At 74.6% G+C, this 20,605-nt stretch carries 14 protein-coding genes; 4 read left to right on the plus strand and 10 right to left on the minus strand.

Annotation, left to right across the window (positions count from 1 at the left end):
* The first annotated feature begins 146 nt into the window (after positions 1-146).
* From ACFWIC_RS30240 to ACFWIC_RS30250, 3 genes are all read left to right on the plus strand, one after another.
* A complete protein-coding gene (locus ACFWIC_RS30240) occupies positions 147-2,495 on the plus strand; it encodes a DUF4139 domain-containing protein (RefSeq protein ID WP_380520469.1) in 2,349 nt (782 codons plus the stop codon).
* 5 nt (positions 2,496-2,500) lie between these two features.
* The gene (locus ACFWIC_RS30245; protein ID WP_380520470.1) at positions 2,501-4,192 is read left to right on the plus strand and encodes a DUF4139 domain-containing protein; all 1,692 of its coding nucleotides are present in this window, start codon (positions 2,501-2,503) and stop codon (positions 4,190-4,192) included.
* A 156-nt stretch (positions 4,193-4,348) separates the two neighbouring features.
* The gene (locus ACFWIC_RS30250; RefSeq protein ID WP_329948044.1) at positions 4,349-4,711 is read left to right on the plus strand and encodes a DUF952 domain-containing protein; all 363 of its coding nucleotides are present in this window, start codon (positions 4,349-4,351) and stop codon (positions 4,709-4,711) included.
* 129 nt (positions 4,712-4,840) lie between these two features.
* Here the strand turns inward: ACFWIC_RS30250 and ACFWIC_RS30255 are convergent, their stop codons facing one another.
* From ACFWIC_RS30255 to ACFWIC_RS30300, 10 genes are all read right to left on the minus strand, one after another.
* The gene (locus ACFWIC_RS30255) at positions 4,841-5,824 is read right to left on the minus strand and encodes a helix-turn-helix domain-containing protein (protein ID WP_329882803.1); all 984 of its coding nucleotides are present in this window, start codon (positions 5,822-5,824) and stop codon (positions 4,841-4,843) included.
* A gap of 316 nt (positions 5,825-6,140) precedes the next feature.
* Positions 6,141-7,574 (minus strand): pseudouridine synthase, encoded by a 1,434-nt coding sequence (locus tag ACFWIC_RS30260; protein ID WP_380520471.1) that lies wholly within the window; start codon positions 7,572-7,574, stop codon positions 6,141-6,143.
* A 64-nt stretch (positions 7,575-7,638) separates the two neighbouring features.
* Positions 7,639-8,232 (minus strand): SMC-Scp complex subunit ScpB, encoded by a 594-nt coding sequence (locus ACFWIC_RS30265; protein ID WP_380358137.1) that lies wholly within the window; start codon positions 8,230-8,232, stop codon positions 7,639-7,641.
* A 437-nt stretch (positions 8,233-8,669) separates the two neighbouring features.
* Positions 8,670-9,662: a segregation and condensation protein A gene (locus ACFWIC_RS30270; protein WP_380520472.1), complete on the minus strand. Its 993-nt coding sequence runs from the start codon at positions 9,660-9,662 to the stop codon at positions 8,670-8,672.
* A 560-nt stretch (positions 9,663-10,222) separates the two neighbouring features.
* Complete coding sequence (locus ACFWIC_RS30275; protein WP_329948047.1) at positions 10,223-10,933, minus strand: hypothetical protein; 711 nt, start codon at positions 10,931-10,933, stop codon at positions 10,223-10,225.
* On the minus strand, positions 10,930-11,997 hold the full coding sequence (locus ACFWIC_RS30280) for a ParA family protein (protein WP_329882832.1): 1,068 nt from the start codon (positions 11,995-11,997) through the stop codon (positions 10,930-10,932). Before ACFWIC_RS30280 ends, ACFWIC_RS30275 begins: the two co-directional genes overlap by 4 nt.
* A gap of 511 nt (positions 11,998-12,508) precedes the next feature.
* A complete protein-coding gene (gene ald / locus ACFWIC_RS30285; RefSeq protein WP_329882799.1) occupies positions 12,509-13,624 on the minus strand; it encodes an alanine dehydrogenase in 1,116 nt (371 codons plus the stop codon).
* 261 nt (positions 13,625-13,885) lie between these two features.
* Positions 13,886-16,285, minus strand: a complete 2,400-nt coding sequence (locus ACFWIC_RS30290) for an AAA family ATPase (protein WP_380520473.1) — start codon at positions 16,283-16,285, stop codon at positions 13,886-13,888.
* A gap of 295 nt (positions 16,286-16,580) precedes the next feature.
* Positions 16,581-17,219 (minus strand): NUDIX hydrolase, encoded by a 639-nt coding sequence (locus tag ACFWIC_RS30295; protein WP_329882797.1) that lies wholly within the window; start codon positions 17,217-17,219, stop codon positions 16,581-16,583.
* 124 nt (positions 17,220-17,343) lie between these two features.
* A complete protein-coding gene (locus ACFWIC_RS30300) occupies positions 17,344-18,984 on the minus strand; it encodes a CTP synthase (protein WP_329882796.1) in 1,641 nt (546 codons plus the stop codon).
* A gap of 770 nt (positions 18,985-19,754) precedes the next feature.
* Here ACFWIC_RS30300 and ACFWIC_RS30305 point away from each other — a divergent pair.
* Positions 19,755-20,605: glycoside hydrolase family 15 protein (locus ACFWIC_RS30305; protein WP_380520477.1), on the plus strand; the 851-nt coding region annotated here is incomplete at its 3' end.

Genomic DNA, 20,605 nt, shown 5'->3' on the forward strand with positions numbered 1-20,605 from the left:
ACGCCACGGAGCGCACGCCACGGCGCCCGTACGCCGCGCACGGCGAAATCCGGGGACGGGAGCGCCGACGCACGGCAGGATGGGCCGCCCAAGGGGAGGCCCTGGCGCGATCGGCGCCGACGGTACGAGACGAAGGGGTTGGCCGGGTGAACGATCAGCACAGCAGCGACCAGCATCGACCGCAGGACGGGGACCACGGCGAACGGCCGGAATCCTCCACTCCCACCAGCCCCCCGTCCTACCCGGCCGACTCCGGTCCGGTCGACCCCACCGCGCCCACCGCGCCGCCCGCACCCCCCGCACCGCCCGTCCGCACCGCCCCCGCAGTGCCGTCCGTGCCGTCCGTGCCGTCCGTGCTGGACTCGGTCGTCGTCCACGCCGTCGGCGCGGTCTGCCGCCGCCGGGCCCGGGTGGCCGTACCGCCGGGCGGACGGCTCCGGCTGACGGGGCTGCCCACGGCCCTGGAAGGGCACTCGCTGCGCGCCCGGGTACTCTCCGGCCCGGCCGGCACCGCCGTCACGGAAGCCCGCCTCGAACCGGTCGCCGAACTTCGCGAGCCCACCGAACTCCCCGAACTCCGAATGAAGTTGAAAGAGGCCCGGGAGCGCGAGCACGCCGTCCGGGAGCGCCAGCGGCTGATCCTCGCCGCCGTCGCCGAGACCGCCGCGCTGCGCGCCGTCCCACCGCAGCGCCGCCGCGACGAACCGCTCCGCCGGACGCCCGCCGATGCCTGGCTGGAGCTGGCCGAGTTCGTCGACGAACGCCTCACCGGGCTCCAGCAGCGCGCGGAGGAGCTGACGCGCGAGATCGAACTCGCCCATCACGAGACCGAGTTGCTCACCGATCAACTGAACCGCTCGTCCACGGCCGGCCCGGCCCGGCCGGTGGAGGTCTCGGCGACCGTTCTGCTCACCCTCACGGCGACGCCCCCGGGCAGCGACCACGACACCCCCGGCACCGCCACCCCCACCAGCACCGCCGACCTGGACATCGAACTGGAGTACACCGTCCGGACCGCCCGCTGGGTGCCCTCCTACCGGCTGTCGTACGCGCAGGGGGCCGACACCGGCCGACTGGTCCTGCGGGCCTCCGTCGCCCAGCTGACCGGCGAGGACTGGAGCGGCGTCCGGCTCGCCCTCTCCACCGCCGACCTGGACCGCCGCACCGACCTGCCCAAGCTGCGTTCGCTGCGGATCGGCCGCAGCCAGCCCGCCCCGCCGCCCTCCGGCTGGCGCGAGCCCCCGGGCGGCCTGGCCGACCTGTTCACCGGCTACGACGCGGTCGGCCCGCGCCCCGGGCTGCCGCGCCCACTGATCGCCGGAGCCGCCCCGAAGCCCCGCCTCACCGGTCCGGTCGCCCCGGCCGTCGCGCTGCCTCCGCCGGCGCCCGCCGCCCCGGGAGCCGCCCCGGCCGGCGGCCTCCTCTCCGCCTACGACGAACCGCACGCCGCCCCGCCGGCTCTCGGCTTCGCCGGGTACGGCGCGCCCCCGCCCCCGCCGGCTCCGGTCGCCTCCCGTGCCCGCGGGGCGCGGGGCGGGAGCGCGAGCCGCAGACGGGCCGCCGCACCGGAGGGCCTCGACGCCGGCGACGACGCCCTGTCGCGGTTCGACTCGGCCGCCGCCGCCGGCGGGTACGAGGAGGGCGGCCCGGGGGTGCCCGCCGGTCCGCCGGTCCCCGACGCCCTGCTGCTGGACTACCCGGCGCTCGTCCTGCTCGGTCCGGACTCCGCTTCCGGGGTCCGGGGCACCCTGCAGCGGTCCGCGCCGCGGCCCTCCGCCCGGCCGGGCGTCGGCCACCTCGTCGCGGGCATCGACCATCTGGCGCTGCCCCGGCACGCCGTGCCCCCGCGGGTGTCGGCCGGCTCCTTCGACCACCGCTTCGACGCCGCCGCGCCCGCCGACATCCCCTCGGACGCCACCTGGCACACCGTCACGATCGACGAGATCCCGGTGTCCGTCCGTCCCGAGTACGTGACCGTCCCCGCCGTCGAGGAGAAGGTCTACGCCACCCTGCTGGTCTCCAACCCGACCGACCGGGCGGTGCTCGCCGGCCCGGTCGAGGTGACCGTCGACGACGAGTTCCTGCTCACCGCGGCCCTGCCCACCCTCGCCCCCGGCGGGGTGAGCCGACTCGGCATCGGCGTCGCGGAGTCCGTCGAGGTGACGCGCCGCACCGAGCTTCGCGAGTCCACCGCAGGCATGCTGAACAACAGCACCGTGCTCGACCACCGGGTGCACGTCGAACTGGCCAACCGGCTCGGCCGCCCGGTCACGGTCGAGGTCCGCGAACGGGTGCCGGTCAGCTCCGACTCCGAGATCCGGATCGAGGAGCGGGCCGACTGGCGCGCCCCGACCGAGCCCTCGCCGGAGTGCCCGCCCAGCAGCCGGCTGTGGCGGGTCGAGCTGCCGCCGGGCGGCCGGGCCGAGCTCGACGGCGGCTACCAGATCAGAATCCCGGCCGGAAAGGCCATCGTCGGCGGAAACCGGAGGAACTGAACGAGATGACCGACACCCCCCTCCCGAGGACACCCGCCCCCGGTCGCACGGCCCTCGATCCCGCCGCGGCCGACGCCACCGCCGTCAACGCCACCGCCGTCAACGCCCCTGCCGAAACCGTCCCCGCCGTCACCGCCCCCGGGGGCACCGGAGCCGTCACCGTCCACCCTCTCCCCGTCACCGCCGTCACCTGCCTGGAGGACCGCAGCCAGGTCGAGCGCACCGTCACCCTGGAGCTGGCCCCCGGCATCCAGCGGCTGCGCCTCGGCCCGCTCACCGCCCTGGCCGTCGACCGCACCCTGCGCGCCGAGGCCGACACCCCGGGCGTCCGTGTCCTGGACGCCCGCATCGTGCGCGCCTGGACCCCGCGCGCACCGCTGCCGCCCGGCCCGGACGACTCCGAACTGCGCCACCGCCTGCACCGGCTGGACGAGCACACCCGCGCGGAGGGCAGGCTGCTCGAACGGCTGGAGGCCCGGTTGGGCCTGCTGGCTCAGCTCTCCGCCGACCTGCTGCGCGAGGTCGGCGAGGGCGCGGGCGCCGGCGAGGTCGAGCGCACCCGCTGGGCGCGCGAACTGGCCCGGGTGGACGCCGAACGGGAGCGGTACGGCGAGGAGCTGCGGGCCACCCGCTCGCGGCTGCGCGAACTGGAGGAGCAGCGGTCCCAGGCGCTCACCGCCCTCGACCAGGCCGAGGAGCAGCCGGCCGAGCTGGTCGCGCACCTCGACCTCACCGTCGAGGCCGCGGCGGCCGGGCCCGCCCGGCTGACCGTGAGCCACCTGGTGCCGTGCGCGCTCTGGCGGCCCTCCTACCGGGCGACCCTGACCGACGGCGAGCTGCGGTTGGAGTCGGAGGCGGTGGTCTGGCAGCGCACCGGGGAGGACTGGACCGGCGCCCGGCTGACCTTCTCCACCGCACGCTCGGCGCTGGCGGCCGAACCGCCCGCGCTCGTCGAGGACCTGCTGATGCTGCGCGAGCGCACCACCGAGGAGCGGCGCACCGTCGACGTCGAACTGCGTGAGGAGGAGGTCTCCACGCTCGGCCCGACCGGGGCGGTGCCGGGCGTGGACGACGGGGGGGAGGTGCGGGTGCTGCCCGCCCCGGCACCCGCCACCGTGCCGTCCGACGGGCGGGCGCACCGGGTGCCGCTGGGCACCTTCACGGGCCCGGCGCGCAGCGAGTACGCGTGCGCGCCGGAGCTGTCGCCGCTGGTCACCCAGGTGGTCAGGTTCCGCAACGCGGCCGGGCACGCACTGCTCGCGGGGCCGGTCGAGCTGGTCCGGGGCAGCGGCTTCACCGGGCGCGGTGAGCTGCCGTTCACGGCCACGGGGGCCGACACCGAGCTGTCGTTCGGCAGCTCCGACGGCTACCGGGTGGTCCGGGAGACGGAGGAGCGGCAGTCCACCGCCGGCCTCGGCCAGCGCTCGGTCACCACCCGCACGGTCCGGCTCTACCTCTCCCGGTTCTCCGGGCCGGAGGAGCGGGACGAGCAGCTGGTCGCGGTGCGCGAACGGGTGCCGGTCTCCGAGGTGTCGGCGGTGGAGGTGCGGCTGCGCAAGGAGGAGTGCTCGCCGGCCCCGGACGCCTTCGACTCCGAGGGCATCGTCCGCTGGGACGTCCCGCTCGGCCCGGGCGCCCGCCGGGCCGTCACACTGGTGTACGAGATCTCGGCCTCCGCCAAGGTGGCCGGTCTGTGAGCCCCGCGTCCCCGGCCCCGCCGTCGACCCGCCCCCCGTGGCTCGACCGCCTGTGGCCCGACCGCCCGTGGCTTGGCCTCCTTCGGCCCGACCGCCCGCGACCCGGCCGACCCGCGCGAACCGTCGCCATGACGTCCGCTCAGGTACAACAGGAACATGATCCTGCACCTCGCTCCCCTGGACGACTGGCTGGCCGACCCGGGCCGGCCGTACGCCACGGCCTCGCTGCTCACCGACGGGTTCATCCACTGCTCGGCGGACGAGGAGACCGTGCTGGCCGTGGCCAACGCCTTCTACGCCGACGCCCCCGAACCGCTGATGGCGCTGCTGATCGAGGAGTCGCTGGTGGAACCGATGGTCAAGTGGGAGGCCCCGCACGGCGCACCGCCGCCCGGGGCCTCCCCCGGCGTGCTGTTCCCGCACATCTACGGCCGGTTGAACCGGACGGCGGTGGTCGGTCTGGCGAAGGTCGAACGCGGGCCGGACGGCCGCTGGGCGGGCCTCACCCCTTGGAGCTGACGCCCCGGCCGGGGGCTCACCGGCCTGCGGCTCACCGGCCGGGGACGCCCCGGCCGGCGGTTCCCTGACCGGCCCCCGGCCTCGGCCCGGCCACCCGCCGCGCAGCCGACCGCGCCCCACCCGGCCGCGTCACAACCACCCCCGCTCCCGGGCCGCCATGCCGGCCTGGAAGCGGGTGGTGGCGCCCAGCTCGCGCATCAGGCTCTGGAGGCGCCGCTGGGTGGTCCGGGCGCTCCAGCCGAGCGACCGGGCGATCGACTCGTCGGTGAGGCCGGCCGCCAGCAGCCCGAGCAGCTTGCGGTGGTCGGCCTCCGGCTCCGGCGTCTCCTCCGTGGCGCCGATCGCCGCCTGCAACTGGACGGCCCGCTCCCATTCCGCCTCGAACAGGGTGTCCAGCGCCTGGAGCAGCGCCGAGGGGTGGATCACGTAGGCGGCGTCGAGGACGCTGTCACCCACACTGATCGGGATGATCGCCATCCGGTCGTCCGACATGATCATCTTCATCGGGAGCACCGGCCGGACCCGCGCCTCCTCGCCGTCCGCGACCCCGGCCAGGATGTTCTTCTCCAGCCGCCCCGGCCAGGCCACCGCCTCCCGGTCGTAGACGGTCCGGAACCGCAGCCCCTCCTTCATCCGCTGCCGCTGGAGGGGGATGTTGGCCACCGGGTCCTGGATGTACGGCGGGCAGTCGAAGCCCCGCACCTGGTACTGGCTGGTCTCGGTGATGTGCTCCAGCCGCTGCGCGATGGCCTCGCCACCGGTCAGCACCTCGACCGAGTGGGCCGGGTCGGTGTACCGCGAGGCCTCCCGGAAGGCGTCCATCAGCCGGTGCATCTCGGCCCTGGCGTGGCGCAGTTCGGATTCGCGGTGGCCTATCAGGGTGCCGATCGCGACGTCGGGCGCGACCGGCAGGAAGCGGTGGCGGTCCACCGGGGCCCGGGTGGCCATGCCCTGCTGTGCCAGCCGGTCCAGCGCGCGGACGCTCTGCTGGAGGCTCAGGTCACAGAGGGCGGCCAGGTCCTCGGCCGTCGACTGTGGATTGGCCACCAACGCCGCGTAGACCCGTCCGTCCGGCGTGGCCAGCCCCAGAGCGCTGAGTGGTGCATCGGACACGGCGTCGCTCCCCGTTCGCCTCTCGCCCCTGCGCCGGTGGCGCAGTCCCGCCACTCGGCGGATCGCGGACAGGTGGCAATCTTCGGCCACGGATCATGACGCTGACAAGACGATCACCGGACGATGCGGCCCGCTTCACAGCAGGACCCGCCGAACGGCGTGAGGGCCTCCCCGCCGAACGGCGGGGAGGCCCTCACGGAAACACGTCACGAGGGGGACCCGTCCACAGGTCCACCGTCTCCGGTGCGGACCCTGCGGACCGGCTCGGCGAGGGGCGCCCGCGGGAGCGGCACGCACCTCACCGAAATCGACCGGTCTACAGACCGACCTCGTGCATCAGCTGACCGACCTCGGGGTTGGTGAGGCGGCGCAGCCAGCCGGACTTCTGGTCGCCCAGCGCGATCGGACCGAAGTGGGTGCGCACCAGCTTCTCGACCGGGAAGCCGGCCTCCGACAGCATCCGCCGGACGATGTGCTTGCGACCCTCGTGCAGGGTCACCTCGACCAGGTAGTTCTTGCCGACGTTCGAGATCACCTTGAAGCTGTCCGCACGGGCGAACCCGTCCTCCAGCTCGATGCCCTGCGCCAGCTTCTTGCCGAGGTCGCGCGGGATCGGCCCCTGGATCGCGGCCAGGTAGGTCTTGGTCACGCCGTACCGGGGGTGGGTGAGGCGGTGGGCGAGCTCGCCGTGGTTGGTGAGCAGGATGATGCCCTCGGTCTCGGTGTCCAGGCGGCCGACGTGGAACAGCCGGGTCTCCCGGTTGGTCACGTAGTCGCCGAGGCACTGCCGCCCGTCCGGGTCCTCCATCGTGGAGACCACGCCGGCCGGCTTGTTCAGCGCGAAGAACAGGTACGACTGGGTGGCGACGGTCAGGCCGTCCACCTTGATCTCGTCCTTCTCCGGGTCGACCCGCTTGCCCTGCTCGGTGACCCGCTTGCCGTTGACATCGACCCGGCCCTGGTCGATCAGCTCCTCGCAGGCGCGCCGGCTGCCGATGCCGGCACGCGCCAGCACCTTCTGCAGTCGCTCGCCCTCGGGCTCGCCGAAGGTCTTGGGCAGCTTCACGGCCGGCTTGTCGTGCCGGGCGAGCACCGCGTCCTCGATCCGGGCCTGCAGCTCACGCGAGCGCTGCGGCTGGCGGCGCGGGTCGCCCGGGGCGCCCTGCCCCTCGCGGCGCGGGCGCGGGGCCGGGTTGGGCCGACGGCCGGAGAAGCCGCCGCGGGCCGGGGTGGCGTTGGGGCCGCCGCCGAACTCGGGGCGGTCGTACTTCCGCTCCTCCGGCCGCAGCGGCCGGTCGGGGAAGCGACCGTCGTCACGACGGTCGTCCCGACGGTCATCACGCCCGGACCCGCCGCCGTACGAACCACCGCGCGAGGCCGAACCGCCGCGCGAGGGGCCGGAGCCGCGCGAGGGGCCGCCACCGCGCGAGGAGCCGGAGCCCCCGCCGTACGAGCCGCCGCCACGCGACGAACCCGCACCGGACCCGCCGCCGTACGAACCGCCGCCGCGCGAGGAGCCGGAGCCCCCGCCGTACGAGCCGCCGCCACGCGACGAACCCGCACCGGAGCCGCCGCCGGAGCCGCCGTACGAACCGGACCCGCCACCGGACCCACCGCCGTACGAACCGCCGCGCGAGCCCGACCCGCTACGACCGGCGCTGCCCCCGTAGGAGCCGCCCCGGCCCCCGCCCTGTCCGCCGCGACCGCTGCCGCCGCCGCTGCTGTTCCTGCCGTTGCCACTGCTACGCATCAAAGTGTCCGTACGTCGTTTACCGTCTGGGATGTGCGGTCGTTTCGGCCGACCTCACCGCCCCCTACCGATCAGGCGCAGCCCGACCGGCCTCGCCACTGCCGTCCACGGCCTGCACGGCAGCGGCGGCGACCGCCTCCGCGATCATCGTGCCCTCCAGGGACTCCGCTTCCACGTCGTCGACCTCGGGCAGGAAGGGAGCAAGCTCCGGCAGCTCGTCCAGGCCGCGGAGCCCCATCCGTTCCAGGAAGTAGTTCGTCGTCCGATACAGGATCGCACCTGTTTCGGGCTCGGATCCGGCCTCTTCCACCAGTCCTCGCTGTACCAGGGTACGCATCACGCCGTCACAGTTCACACCGCGGACGGCTGAGACCCGCGATCTGGACACCGGCTGCCGGTAGGCGACCACCGCCAACGTCTCCAGCGCGGCCTGTGTCAGACGGGCCTGCCGGCCGTCCAGGACGAAGCGGTCGACGGCCGGTGCGCACACGGCCCGGCTGTAGAACCGCCAGCCACCGGCCACCAGTCGAAGGTCGAAGCCCCGGCCCTGTGCGGTGTACTCGGCGGACAACCCGGACAGCGCCGCCGCCACCTCCGCCCGCGACCGCTCCAGCACGGACGCCAGGTGCACCTCTCCGACGGGCTCGTCGACGATCATCAGGATCGCTTCCAGCTCCGCCCGCAGTCCGGGCCCGTCCGCCGACGGAACCGTCGGCACGGACCGCCACGGTTCAGCGCCGACGACCCCGTCCCGCCCGTCCGGGCTCCCCGGCATCTCCGGGCCGGGCCGCTCCGCCGCACCGGAAGTCGACGGAGCCGACTTCTGGTGCACGACGACCGGCTCGACAGCTGCACCGCCGACGCAGCCGGTACCCGCCGCCACACCCGCACCAGCACCAGCACCAGCACCCGCCAGGCCGCCGATGGTCACCGGGCCGGCACCCGCCGGGGCTCCGTCCACCGTCCGCCCTTCCGTCCCGGCAGCGGGCTCCACCGGGACGGAGGGCGCAGGCTCCAACCACTCCTCGGCCCGCGGCTGCCCCGGCACCCCGAGCGGCCGCCGAGGCACCCGCCGTCCGTCATCGGCCCCGACCGTCATCGCGAGCCCTCCTCTCTCCGCACCTCCGCGGCCCGCACCTCCGCGGCCCGGCCGTCCGCGGCTCGCCCTTCACCGGCAGGCCGGTCGAACTCGTCCGTCACGTCGACCGCCCCGCGGTCCGCCTCGGCCACCCAGCGCACGACCAGCTCCCCGAGCGCCTCCGGCTGCTCGAAGGCCAGCACCCGCTCCCGGTAGAGCTCCAGCAGCGCCAGGAACCGGGCGACGACGACCAGGTCGTCCGGCGCGTCCGCGACCAGTTGCCGGAACGTCGCCTCCCCCAGCACGGTCAGCAGCCCGACGACCAGGCCCGCCTGCTCGCGCACGCTCACCGGCGGTGTGTGGATGTGGTCGACGTAGACCACCGGTTTCGGCTTGGGGACCATCGCCCGGGCCGCCAGCTGTGCGAACCGCTCGGCGCCGATGCCGATCACGACCTCGGGCAGCAGCCGGACGTGCCGCGGTTCCAGGCCGACGGACCGGGGCCGGCGGAACAGCTCGGCGGCCCAGCGGTCGCCGAACAGCGCAGCCGCCCGCTTGTAGGCCCGGTACTGGAGCAGCCGGGCGAAGAGCAGGTCCCGGGCCTCCAGCAGGGCGAGGTCCTCCTCGTCCTCGACCTCGGCCGCCGGGAGCAGCCGGGCCGCCTTGAGGTCGAGCAGCGTGGCGGCGACCACCAGGAACTCCGTCGTGACGTCCAGGTCCCAGTCCGGGCCCATGGCCCTGATGTGGGCCATGAAGTCGTCGGTGACGGTCGCCAGCGCCACTTCGGTGACGTCCATCCTGTGCTTGGCGATCAGGCTCAACAGCAGGTCGAACGGGCCTTCGAAGTTGCTCAGCCGTACCCGGAAGCCACCCTGCGGCTCACCGCCGCCCGCCCCGGCACCTGCCCCGGTGGCCATCGCGGCAGGCGCGGCAGGCGCGGCAGGCGCGGCGACAGCCTCGACCGACCGGGCGGTCCCGGCGACGGCGGAGGGTTCGGGCGTACTCGACATGGCGGTCCATCTTCACCCGGTGCCGCCGCCCGCTCCGTGCGGGGGCTCACCGACACGCCGCACCCGCCGCGCACGCCGCCGGGAGTACTTCACCGGCCGCCGGACCCCTCGCAAGCCCACCCCGGACCCGCCGGGGACCCACCCCGGGCCCACCCCGGGCCCCGGAACGCTCGACGGGGGCTCCACGCCCCTACCGGCCTACCGGCGGCCGACGAGGTCGGCGCGCGCCGTCCCCCGGGCCCTCGGCCGCCCTCAGGCGCCCTCCGCGCGCCGGGGCGCCCCCAGGGGCCCGGGAGCCGCTCAGCGCCGCTCAGGGGTGGCTCAGGGGCCGCCAGGACGCGGTCCAGGGTCGGCCCGGCCGCGACCGGGGCACCGTCCGGAGGCCCGGACCACCCACGGGACATCGGTGAGCGCCGACGACGGCGGCCCCGAAGGCGGAGCTCGACGACCCCGGCAGGCCCCACCGGGCCGGCGGAGTGCCGCTGGGCCCGATGCGCCGGAGTTCCGCTGCGCCGGAGTTCCGGAGCGGCTTCCGACGGGCCGACGGGCGGCCCCGGGCGTCAGCGCCCGCGCAACCGCCGCACCAGGATGCTGGCCTCGCCGCGCTGCTCCAGATCCGCCAGCACGACCGCGATGGCCTCCCGGACGATCCGGCCGCGGTCCACCGCCAGGCCGTGCTCGCCCCGGAGGACGAGACGGGTGTGCTCCAGGTCCATCAGCTCTTCGGCGGACACGTACACGGTGATCTTCTCGTCGTGCCGCTCGCGCCCGGTGGGACGGCGCGGGGCCCGGCCCCGCGGCCTCGGCCGTCCGCCGGCAGCCGCCGGCTCCTCGACCGCGCCTGCGTGCTGGCGCGGCCCCGGTGCGGCGGCCCGGCCGCCCTGCCCGCCGACGCCCTGCGTACCGCCGGCACCGGCACCCGGCCCGCCGACGCCCTGTCCTACGCCGCCCTGGCCGCCCGGCTGCGCGGGCGCGGGCACCGTGCCCGCCGCACCGGCCGGCCGGCGCACGGCCCGCCGGTGCTCGCCCGGTTCCCCGGCCGCGCCGCCGTCACCGCCGGCGCCACCGCCCGCGGCCTCGCCACCGCCCTCCGCGTACTCCGCACCGCCCACGCCCTCGGCGCCCTCGGCACCGTCCGCGTCGACGGTGCCGTTGACCGCCCTGGCGGTCTCCGGTCGGGGCGCCTCGGCGGCCGAACGCGACGCGAGGGACGGCGACAGCGCCATCCCGCCCGTGGTCCGGAACAGCTCGTCGGCACCCGGGAGACTCACTCGGCGGGGCGGCACCGGTCGAGCACCTCCCTGGCGAGCTGGCGGTAGGCGGCGGCACCGACCGAGTTGGTCGCGTACGTCGTGATCGGCTCGCCGGCGACGGTGGTCTCCGGAAAACGGACGGTCCGCCCGATGACGGTGTGGAAGACGTGCTCGCCGAACGCCTCGACGACGCGCGCCAGCACCTCACGGCTGTGCACGGTGCGCGAGTCGTACATGGTGGCGAGGATGCCGTCCAGGCGGAGCTCGGGGTTGAGCCGCTCGCAGACCTTCTCGATGGTCTCGGTGAGCAGCGCGACGCCGCGCAGCGCGAAGAACTCGCACTCCAGCGGGACGATCACGCTGTGAGCGGCCGTCAGCGCATTGACCGTCAGCAGACCCAGCGAGGGCTGGCAGTCGATGATGACGAAGTCGTAGTCGGGCAGCAGCGGCTTCAGGGCGCGCGCCAGCGCGGACTCCCGGGCCACCTCGCTGACCAGCTGCACCTCGGCGGCGGAGAGGTCGATGTTCGACGGCAGCAGGTCCATGCCGGGCACCGCGGTCTTCAGCAGCACGTCATCGGCCGTCAGGCCCCGCTCCATGAGCAGGTTGTAGACGGTGACGTCGAGCTCCATCGGGTTGACGCCGAGGCCGACCGAGAGGGCGCCCTGCGGGTCGAAGTCGACGAGCAGCACACGGCGGCCGTACTCGGCGAGCGCCGCGCCCAGGTTGATGGTCGACGTGGTCTTGCCGACGCCGCCCTTCTGGTTGCACATCGCGATGATCTGCGCGGGACCGTGCTCGGCCACCGGCGCGGGGATCGGGAAGTACGGCAGCGGGCGCCCGGTCGGGCCGACCCGCTCACGGCGCTGACGCGCGGCGTCGGGGGCGAGCGTGGCGGCGTACTCCGGATCCGGTTCGTACTCGGCGTCGGGGTCGTCGTAGGCGCCGTAGGCGAACTCTCCGTAGGCCAGGCCGTGGGCCGGCAGGTCGACGTCGTAGTCGGTCACCGTGGTCACCTGTGCTGTGTTCTGGCGTGCTTCGAAGGTACGGAGTGCGACCGAGCCGACCTCGGCCGAGCCCACGGTGGCCTGCCGGGCCCCGGACTCCTCACGCGGCTGGCCGGCGATGTGCTCCGCCAGTCCTGGCTGACCACCCCCGGGAGCAAATGTCGACTCATTCACAAGTCGTCTTACCTCCTTGGGTATCCAGGACTCTATGTCGATTCGTCAGCGTGGCAGCATGCCGACGGTTTGCGACTCTAGGCCGTTCAAGGCGTTCGCAGCAACACAATCCACGGTAGTGGGCAGGATGTGTCGACTATCGGGCGACCCTCTGTCAAGGGATGCGCGAGCCCTTGACCCTAACGTTTCTGCGGTCGGGTGACGCGACCGACGGAAATTGACGACAGAGCGACCCGCCCGCGCCGCGCCCGCCGTCACCACCGGGTTCACCCCTCGTTCACGGGCCGGCCGGGGCCCCGTCGGCACGCCTGTTCGCAGGCATGGCGAAGCCCCCGGCCCGAGGGGAGCGGGTCGGGGGCCGACGGGCCGCCGTGCGGGCGGCTGCCCGTTCAGAGAGGCCGGGTGTTCAGCCTCAGGCGAGCACGCTCTCCAGGGAGACGGACTCCAGGCCGAAGGCCTCGGCGACGGCGCCGAAGGTGATCTGGCCCTCGTGCACGTTCAGGCCCTTGGCCAGCGCGGCGTCGCGGCGCAGCGCGTCCTTCCAGCCACGGTTGGCCAGCTCGACGACGTACGGCAGCGTCGCGTTGGTCAGCGCGTAGGTGGAGGTGTTCGGGACGGCGCCCGGCATGTTGGCCACGCAGTAGAAGACCGAGTTGTGGACCGGGAAGGTCGGCTCGGCGTGGGTGGTCGCGTGCGAGTCCTCGAAGCAGCCGCCCTGGTCGATGGCGATGTCGACGAGCACGGAGCCCGGCTTCATGCGGGAGACCAGCTCGTTGGTGACGAGCTTCGGGGCCTTGGCGCCCGGGATCAGCACGGCGCCGATGACCAGGTCGGCGTCGAGCACCGCCTTCTCCAGCTCGAAGGAGTTGGACATGATGGCCTTGATCTTCGTGCCGAAGACCTTGTCCGCCTCGCGCAGCTTGTTGATGTCGCGGTCGAGCAGGGTCACGTCGTAGCCCATGCCGATGGCGATGGTGGCCGCGTGCCAGCCGGAGACGCCACCGCCGATGACGACGGCCTTGGCCGGGTGGGTGCCGGGCACGCCGCCGGGGAGGGTGCCACGGCCGCCGGCCGGGCGCATCAGGTGGTACGAACCGACCTGCGGGGCCAGGCGGCCCGCAACCTCGGACATCGGGGCGAGCAGCGGGAGGGCGCCGTTGGCGAGCTGCACGGTCTCGTACGCGATGGCGGTGGTGCCGGAGGCGATCAGCGCGTCGGTACCGGCGCGGTCGGCAGCCAGGTGGAGGTACGTGAAGACCGTCTGGCCCTTGCGCAGGCGGTGGTACTCCTGCGCGATGGGCTCCTTGACCTTCAGCAGCAGGTCGGCGGTGGCCCACACCTCGTCGGCGGTGGGGAGGATGGTGGCGCCGGCGGCCACGTACTCCTCGTTCGGGATCGAGGAGCCGAGACCGGCGTTGTCCTCGATGTAGACCTCGTGTCCGTTGCGGACCAGCTCATGCACGCCGGCGGGCGTGATGGCCACGCGGTACTCGTGGTTCTTGACCTCGCGGGGGATGCCGACCTTCACGGCTAAACACGTCCTCTTGCCCTGGGGGTCCCTACCGGAGAAGACCGGCGGGCGACGCGCACGTGGGGAAGCCTCCGGAAGACACCGGGGCACAGCTGTCTGCGCGACTAGGTCCGAGTGTAATGAAGCCCAGGCGACGTGTCAGCCTTCCAAAGTGAATAAATTTGCCGGACACATTGGCAGGTTCGTAGGCTTCCATGACGATCTTCCTGCCGAATCAACGCCAACCGGGCATGTTCGACAATACTCCGAAAGCGCCCTTCACCACCCGGCGACGAGTCGTTCCCGCAGCTCCGCGAGGGCGGCTCCGACGGCCTCGCGGCCCTGCTCGTCGCCCAGCCTCCGCAGCACCGAGAGCGACGCCCGGTACTCCCGCTCGGCCTCCTCGAAACGGCGCTGGGCGGTGTGCGCCTCGGCCACCCGGGCCAGCAACCGGGCCTCGGCGGCCTGATCGCCCATGGACTGCCGGACGCCCAGCGCCCGGCCGTACCAGTCGGCGGCGCGCACCGCGTCCCCGAGCGCCCGGTGGCAGCCGGCCGCGCCCTCCAGGGCCCTGGCGCAGAGCGCCTCGTCGTCGGCGGCGCGGGCGTGCTCCAGAGCGGCCCGGTAGTGCCCGGCGGCCTGCTCCCAGCCACCGGCGGCGGCCTGCAGGTCGCCCAGGTTGAGCAGCGCGGCGGAGGCCCGGCGGGGTCGGCCGTGCCGCTCGGCCACGGTCAGGACCAGCTCGTGCAGCTGGTGGAGATCGGCGGGCGCGGCCGCGCCGGTCAGCGGGAGCGCCCGCAACAGGGCGGTGACCAGCCGACCGGCCGAGCCGTCCAGGTCGCCCTGGCCGATCGCGTCGGCGACGGCGCCGAGCAGCAGGTCCCGCTCGCCGAGCAGCCACTGCCGGGCGTGGGCGGCGGACGTCAGCCGCAGCGGACCGGGCAGCGGGTCGGGTCCGCTGCCGCCGGCCGGGTCGAGGAGCGCCCGGGCCGACTCGGTGAGGCGGACCAGCCGCTCCAGCAGCCGGGCACGCGCCAGCTCGGTCTCGGCCGGGCGGTCCTCCTGCTCCCGCAGCCGGACCAGCCGCGGGTAGAGCCGGCCGGGCACCCGGTAGCGGGCGGTGCCGTCGGCGGCCGGGGGCTCCTCGGCCAGCAGCTCCCGCTCGGCGAGCGCGGCCAGCGTCACGGCGGCCTCCGGCGCCGGGCAGCCGACCAGGGCGGAGGCCGTACGCGGGTCCGCGCACTGGGCGGGCGCCAGGGTGAGCGCGCGCAGCATCCGGGCCTGGGCGGCGGGCAGGGTGGCGTAGGTCAGGGTGAACGCGCCGATCAGCGGGTCGTTGTCCGGGACCGGGACGGGTTCGGCGGGCTCGGGACCGGGCTTCACCCAGGCCGCCGGATCACGCGCCGGATCCGGTACCGGATCCGCCGGGGCCGCAGGTCCGGCGACCGGCCCCGAGGCAGCGGGCCCGGCAGCAGGCCCGGCAGTGGGCCCGGCGGCAGGCCCTGCGGCAGGGCCGGACCGGCCCTCACCGCGCTTCCGTTCGGCCCGGCGCCCCCGGTCCGCACCCTCCGCCTCTCCGGGCCCTCCCGCCCCTCCCGCCCCGCCCGCTCTCCCCTGCCTCTCCACTCCGTCCGACCCCGGCTGCGACGACTGCGCCACCTGCGCCGACTGCCCGGGCTGTCCCGGCTTCGCGCCCTTCGGCTGCTTCTGCGGCTTCGTCCCGCCGCCCTTCTCCGGCCCGCCGGCCGCCCCCGCTGGCCCCGCCACGCCCGCCGTCCCGGCCGCACCGTGGCTCCCCCGCTGCCCGTCGCCCCCGCCCGGACCCGCGTTCGTCCCCGCCGGCGCCCCGCCCCGCACGTCCCCGCGCGCCCCGCCCCGCGCCGTCTCCCGCGCGTCCGCCTCCGCGACCGCCCGCACCAGCTCCTGCGCCGCGTCCGTCACCGCCAGCTCGGGACTGCCGCGCAGCCATCCCGCCATCAGCCGCAGCGCCGCCGGCCGGGAGGCGCAGGCCTCCGCCAGATCGGCCCCGCCGACCGGGTCGCAGCCGATCCTGGTCCCGCCCACCAGGTCACCCAGCAGCTCGCCCGCCGCCGACCGGTCGAGTCCGCCGAGAATGACCGGGTCGATGTCCTCGATGCCGGTGAGCGGCCCGGCGGTGGTGGCCAGGACGAGGCAGCCGGGCTCGTCGGCGAGCAGCGGCCAGAGCTGCCCGGCGTCCCGGACGTCGTCGAGCAGCAGCAGGACGCGCCGACCGGCCAGCGCCTCGCGCAGCGCGACGCAGGCGGGCTCGTCCCGGCCGTCCTCGACGGCACCGGGCAGCGGGACGCCGGCGGTGTCCGCGCCGAGCTGCTCCAGCAGCCGGCGTGCGGCACGGGCGGGCGGCACCCGGCCGCCGTCGGGTGCGGAGAGGCGGGCGAACAGCACCCCGTCGGGGTATCCGGGGGCGACGGTGACGGCGAACCGGACGGCCAGCGCGGTCCGCCCGGAGCCGGGGCGGCCGGCCACGACCAGGACGGGGCTGCGGCCCTCGGCCGGTCGGCCGGCGGCGGCCCGGAGCGCGGCCAGCTCGGCGCGCCGGCCGACGAACAGGGCGGGGCCGGCGGGCAGCCGGTCCAGCCCGGGAACGCGTTCGGCGGGCGCGCCGGGCCCGGCCTCCATCGTCGCCGTCTTCCTCGCCACCCGTGCCACTCCCGACGTCACCCAGCGCTCAGCGGAGGCGGCCCGGGACGGGCGCCCTGTCTGCGAAGCGTAGTTCGACCGCCCGGCCCGACCGGGGTGACATCCGGTCGTACGAACCGGTAAATCACCCCTGCGGATCAACCCGCGGTGCCGGGCCGGCCCCGGAGCACCCGCCGGTCCCGGATGAGGGCGCTCCCCGGTCCGGGGAAAGGACACCCGTACCGGGGAGCCGGCCACTCCGGAATCGGCCCCGGAACGGCGCCGGTCCCGGAGTGGCGTCACGCCTTCCCGGGGTTCAGTCCCGGAACGGCCTGGCCGGCCAGGGCGAGTCGGCCGGGCGCAGCGCGTCCAGGCCGCCCGGGGCGTGCAGCGCCGCGGACAGCGCCAGGGTGCCGGTGATCAGGGTGGGGTTGTGCAGTTCGCCCGCGTGGATCAGCCGGACCAGTTCGGCGACCGGCACCCGGGCGGACTCCAGCTCCAGTTCCTCCCCGTGCGCCTGGTAGCGCTCGCCGTCGGCCTCGGAGAGGTCCGTGGCGAGGAAGAGGCGCAGTGCCTCGTCCGTTCCGCCGGGCGAGGTGTAGAAGTCCACCAGCACCCGCCAGGTGTCGGCCTTGCAGTGCGCCTCCTCGTAGAGCTCGCGCTGGGCGGCGTGCAGCGGGTTCTCGCCGGGGACGTCCAGCAGGCCGGCCGGGAGCTCCCAGAGCCGCTGGCGGACGGGGTGGCGGTACTGGCGCAGGACGAGGACCCGCTGCCGGTCGTCCAGGGCGAGGACGGAGACCGAGCCGGGGTGGGTCTGGTAGTCACGGCGGGCCCAGCTGCCGTCGGGCATCCGGACCTCCTCGGTGCGCACGCCGGTGACCCGGCCCTGGAACGGGGTGGTGCTCCCCCGGACCTCCCACTCCTCGGCCACGTCGGCGATGCTGCGGTCGTCCATCACGGTCTCCCCTTTTCGTCAGTACGACACAATCTAACGCCGGACGGCGGCCCCGCGGGAATGCGGGGCCGCCGTACGGTGAGCAGCCGAATGCCGGGCTGGCGCGTGCCTGCCGTCCGAGTGGCTACTCGGCGGCGGGGGCCGTCTTGATCTCGATCGCGGCCTTCACCAGACCCGCGAAGAGCGGGTGCGGGCGGGTCGGGCGGGACTTGAGCTCCGGGTGGGCCTGGGTGGCCACCAGGTAGGGGTGCACCTCGCGCGGGTACTCGACGTACTCGACCAGGTCGCCCTTCGGGGAGAGGCCGGAGAACTGCAGGCCGGTCTTCTCCAGGTCCGCCCGGTAGGCGTTGTTGACCTCGTAGCGGTGGCGGTGGCGCTCCTCGACGTACTGCTCGCCGCCGTAGACCTCACGGACGATGGAGCCCTCGGCGAGCTTGGCCGGGTAGAGGCCCAGGCGCATGGTGCCGCCCAGGTCGCCCTTGCCGTCGACGATGGCCAGCTGCTCGGCCATGGTGGAGACGACCGGGTACTTGGCGGCGGAGTCGAACTCGGTGGAGTTGGCGTCGGGCAGGCCGGCCAGGTTGCGGGCGGCCTCGATGACCACGCACTGCAGGCCCAGGCAGAGGCCGAGCAGCGGGATCCGGTTCTCGCGGGCGTAGGTGATCGCGGCGACCTTGCCGTCCACCCCGCGGTCGCCGAAGCCACCGGGGATGCAGATCGCGTCCACGTCGCCGAGCTGCTCCTGGGCGCCCTCCGGCGTGGTGCAGTCGTCGGAGGTGACCCACTTGATCTCGACGCGGGCGTTGTTGGCGAAGCCGCCGGCGCGCAGCGCCTCGGTCACCGACAGGTAGGCGTCCGGCAGGTCGATGTACTTGCCGACCAGGGCGACCCTGACGATGTGCTGCGGCTCGTGGACGCGGCGCAGCAGGTCGTCCCAGGTGGTCCAGTCCACGTCGCGGAACGCCAGGTCGAGGCGGCGCACCACGTACGCGTCCAGGCCCTCGCCGTGCAGGACCTTGGGGATGTCGTAGATCGACTTGGCGTCGATCGCGGCGACCACGGCCTCCTCGTCGACGTCGCACATCAGCGAGATCTTGCGCTTGATCGCCTGCGGGACCTCGCGGTCGGCCCGGAGCACGATGGCGTCCGGCTGGATGCCGATGTTGCGCAGGGCCGCGACCGAGTGCTGGGTCGGCTTGGTCTTCAGCTCGCCCGAGGGGCCGATGTAGGGGAGCAGGGAGACGTGGACGAAGAAGACGTTGTCCCGGCCGACCTCGTGGCGGACCTGGCGGACGGCCTCCAGGAACGGCAGCGACTCGATGTCGCCGACGGTGCCGCCGACCTCGGTGATCACCACGTCGACGTCCTCGGTCGCCATGCGGCGGATCCGGGACTTGATCTCGTTGGTGATGTGCGGGATCACCTGGACGGTGTCGCCCAGGTACTCGCCGCGGCGCTCCTTGGCGATGACCGTGGAGTAGACCTGGCCGGTGGTGACGTTGGCCGAGCCGTGCAGGTTCGTGTCGAGGAACCGCTCGTAGTGGCCGATGTCGAGGTCGGTCTCGGCGCCGTCGTCGGTGACGAAGACCTCACCGTGCTGGAACGGGTTCATGGTGCCCGGGTCCACGTTGAGGTACGGGTCGAGCTTCTGCATCGTGACACGCAGGCCACGGGCCTTGAGCAGGGCACCGAGGCTGGAGGCGGTGAGGCCCTTGCCGAGTGACGAGGCGACACCCCCGGTGACGAAGAGGTGCTTGGTCGTCACGGCGCGGCTGTTCGATGCCTTGCCGGAATGGGGCTGTGCCAAGAGGGGGCTCCCGTGGGTCGCGAGTCGGACGTGACGTGGTGGGAGGCTCGCGGGTCGCCTGGCGACGACGAGGGCGGTGCGGTGCACGGCGCCCGGGGGGTCGTCGGTTCGGCTGGTCCGGGGCGTTTGATCCCACCGGTCCACGGGATACCAGGGTAACAGTGACCCGGGCCGAGTGCTTTCCGGCCCGCCGGAGGTGCCCCCACGGCGCTCCGGGGGCGCACGCCTGGCGCACCACCGGCGCACCACCCGGCGCAGCCGTCACACCCGTCGCACCACCGGCCCGGGCGGGTCACTCGGGACCGCTCGGCCAGGCCATCGGCGGCCCCCTGTTCGAACCATCCGGAGCTGATCCTTCCGGGCCATCCTGGCGGGCGCACCCACGATGCGCGGTATTTCCGCCGAATTGCGGCGCCACACCGGGCGGCGCCCGCGTGCTTCGCCCCTTTCGTCCGTCGTAAGCTGCTCGGACGCATCGCCGACAACACGAGCACGCGGAGGGCGTGGGAGGGTCAGGACGCCTCTCGGTCCCCGATGCGCGACCGGACCTCCCCGTATTCTGCTCCCACCCACCCACCCAGAGGCTCGACCGAGTCTTCGCGGACACTCCAGCAAGGCCCCCCACCACCCCACGGAGGGCCGGACGTCCCGGGGTGGCCTCCGGCCCCGCAGAACCGCTGGCTCCCCCTCGGATCGCCGATGCGTCGTGACCACATTGCGAACTGGAGATCCACGTGGCCGGCCGTATCGAGGACTACGCACTCATCGGGGACATGCAGACCGCCGCCCTGGTCAGCAGGGACGGAGCGGTGGACTGGCTCTGCCTCCCCCGGTTCGACTCGCCGGCGGTCTTCGCCGGCCTGCTCGGCACCGACGAACACGGCTTCTGGCGAATCGGCCCCGCGGAGGCGGTGGCCACCGGGCTGCCCTCCCCGGCCGCCGATCCGGCCCCGGCCGCCGCCGCACGACTCAAGCTCACCGACACCAGTGACCTGCGCGTGCCGCCGCCGACCGCCGCCGCCCCGGCGGTGCCCGCCGACCGCCGCCGCTACCGGGGCGACTCGCTGATCCTGGAACAGGAGTGGGACTCCCAGGGCGGCACCGTCCGGGTGATCGACTTCATGCCCCCGCGCCCGCTGGCCGGCAAGGACGCCGTCCCCCAGGTGATCCGGATCGTCGAGGGCGTGACCGGCACCGTCCGGATGCGCTCGGCGGTCCGGATGCGGTTCAGCTACGGCCGGGTCGTCCCCTGGGTGCACCGGGTGGAGCAGCCCGACGGCAACCACCGCACGGTCGCCGTGGCCGGCCCCGACTCGGTCTGGCTGGACGGCGCGGCCGACACCTACGGCCGCAACCTCACCACCTACGCCGACTTCACCGTCTCGGCCGGCGAGCGGATCGCCTTCGCCCTCACCTGGCAGGCCTCCCACCTGGAGCCCCCGACCGCGCCCGCCGCCGAGGAGCTGCTCGACGCGACCGCCGACTTCTGGCACGACTGGGCCGGCCAGTGCACCTACCAGGGCCCCTACCGGGAGGCCGTGGTCCGCTCGCTGATCACCCTCAAGGGCCTCACCTACGC

Source organism: Kitasatospora sp. NPDC127035 (genome assembly GCF_042726075.1).
In the GTDB taxonomy this organism is placed as follows: Bacteria; Actinomycetota; Actinomycetes; order Streptomycetales; family Streptomycetaceae; genus Kitasatospora.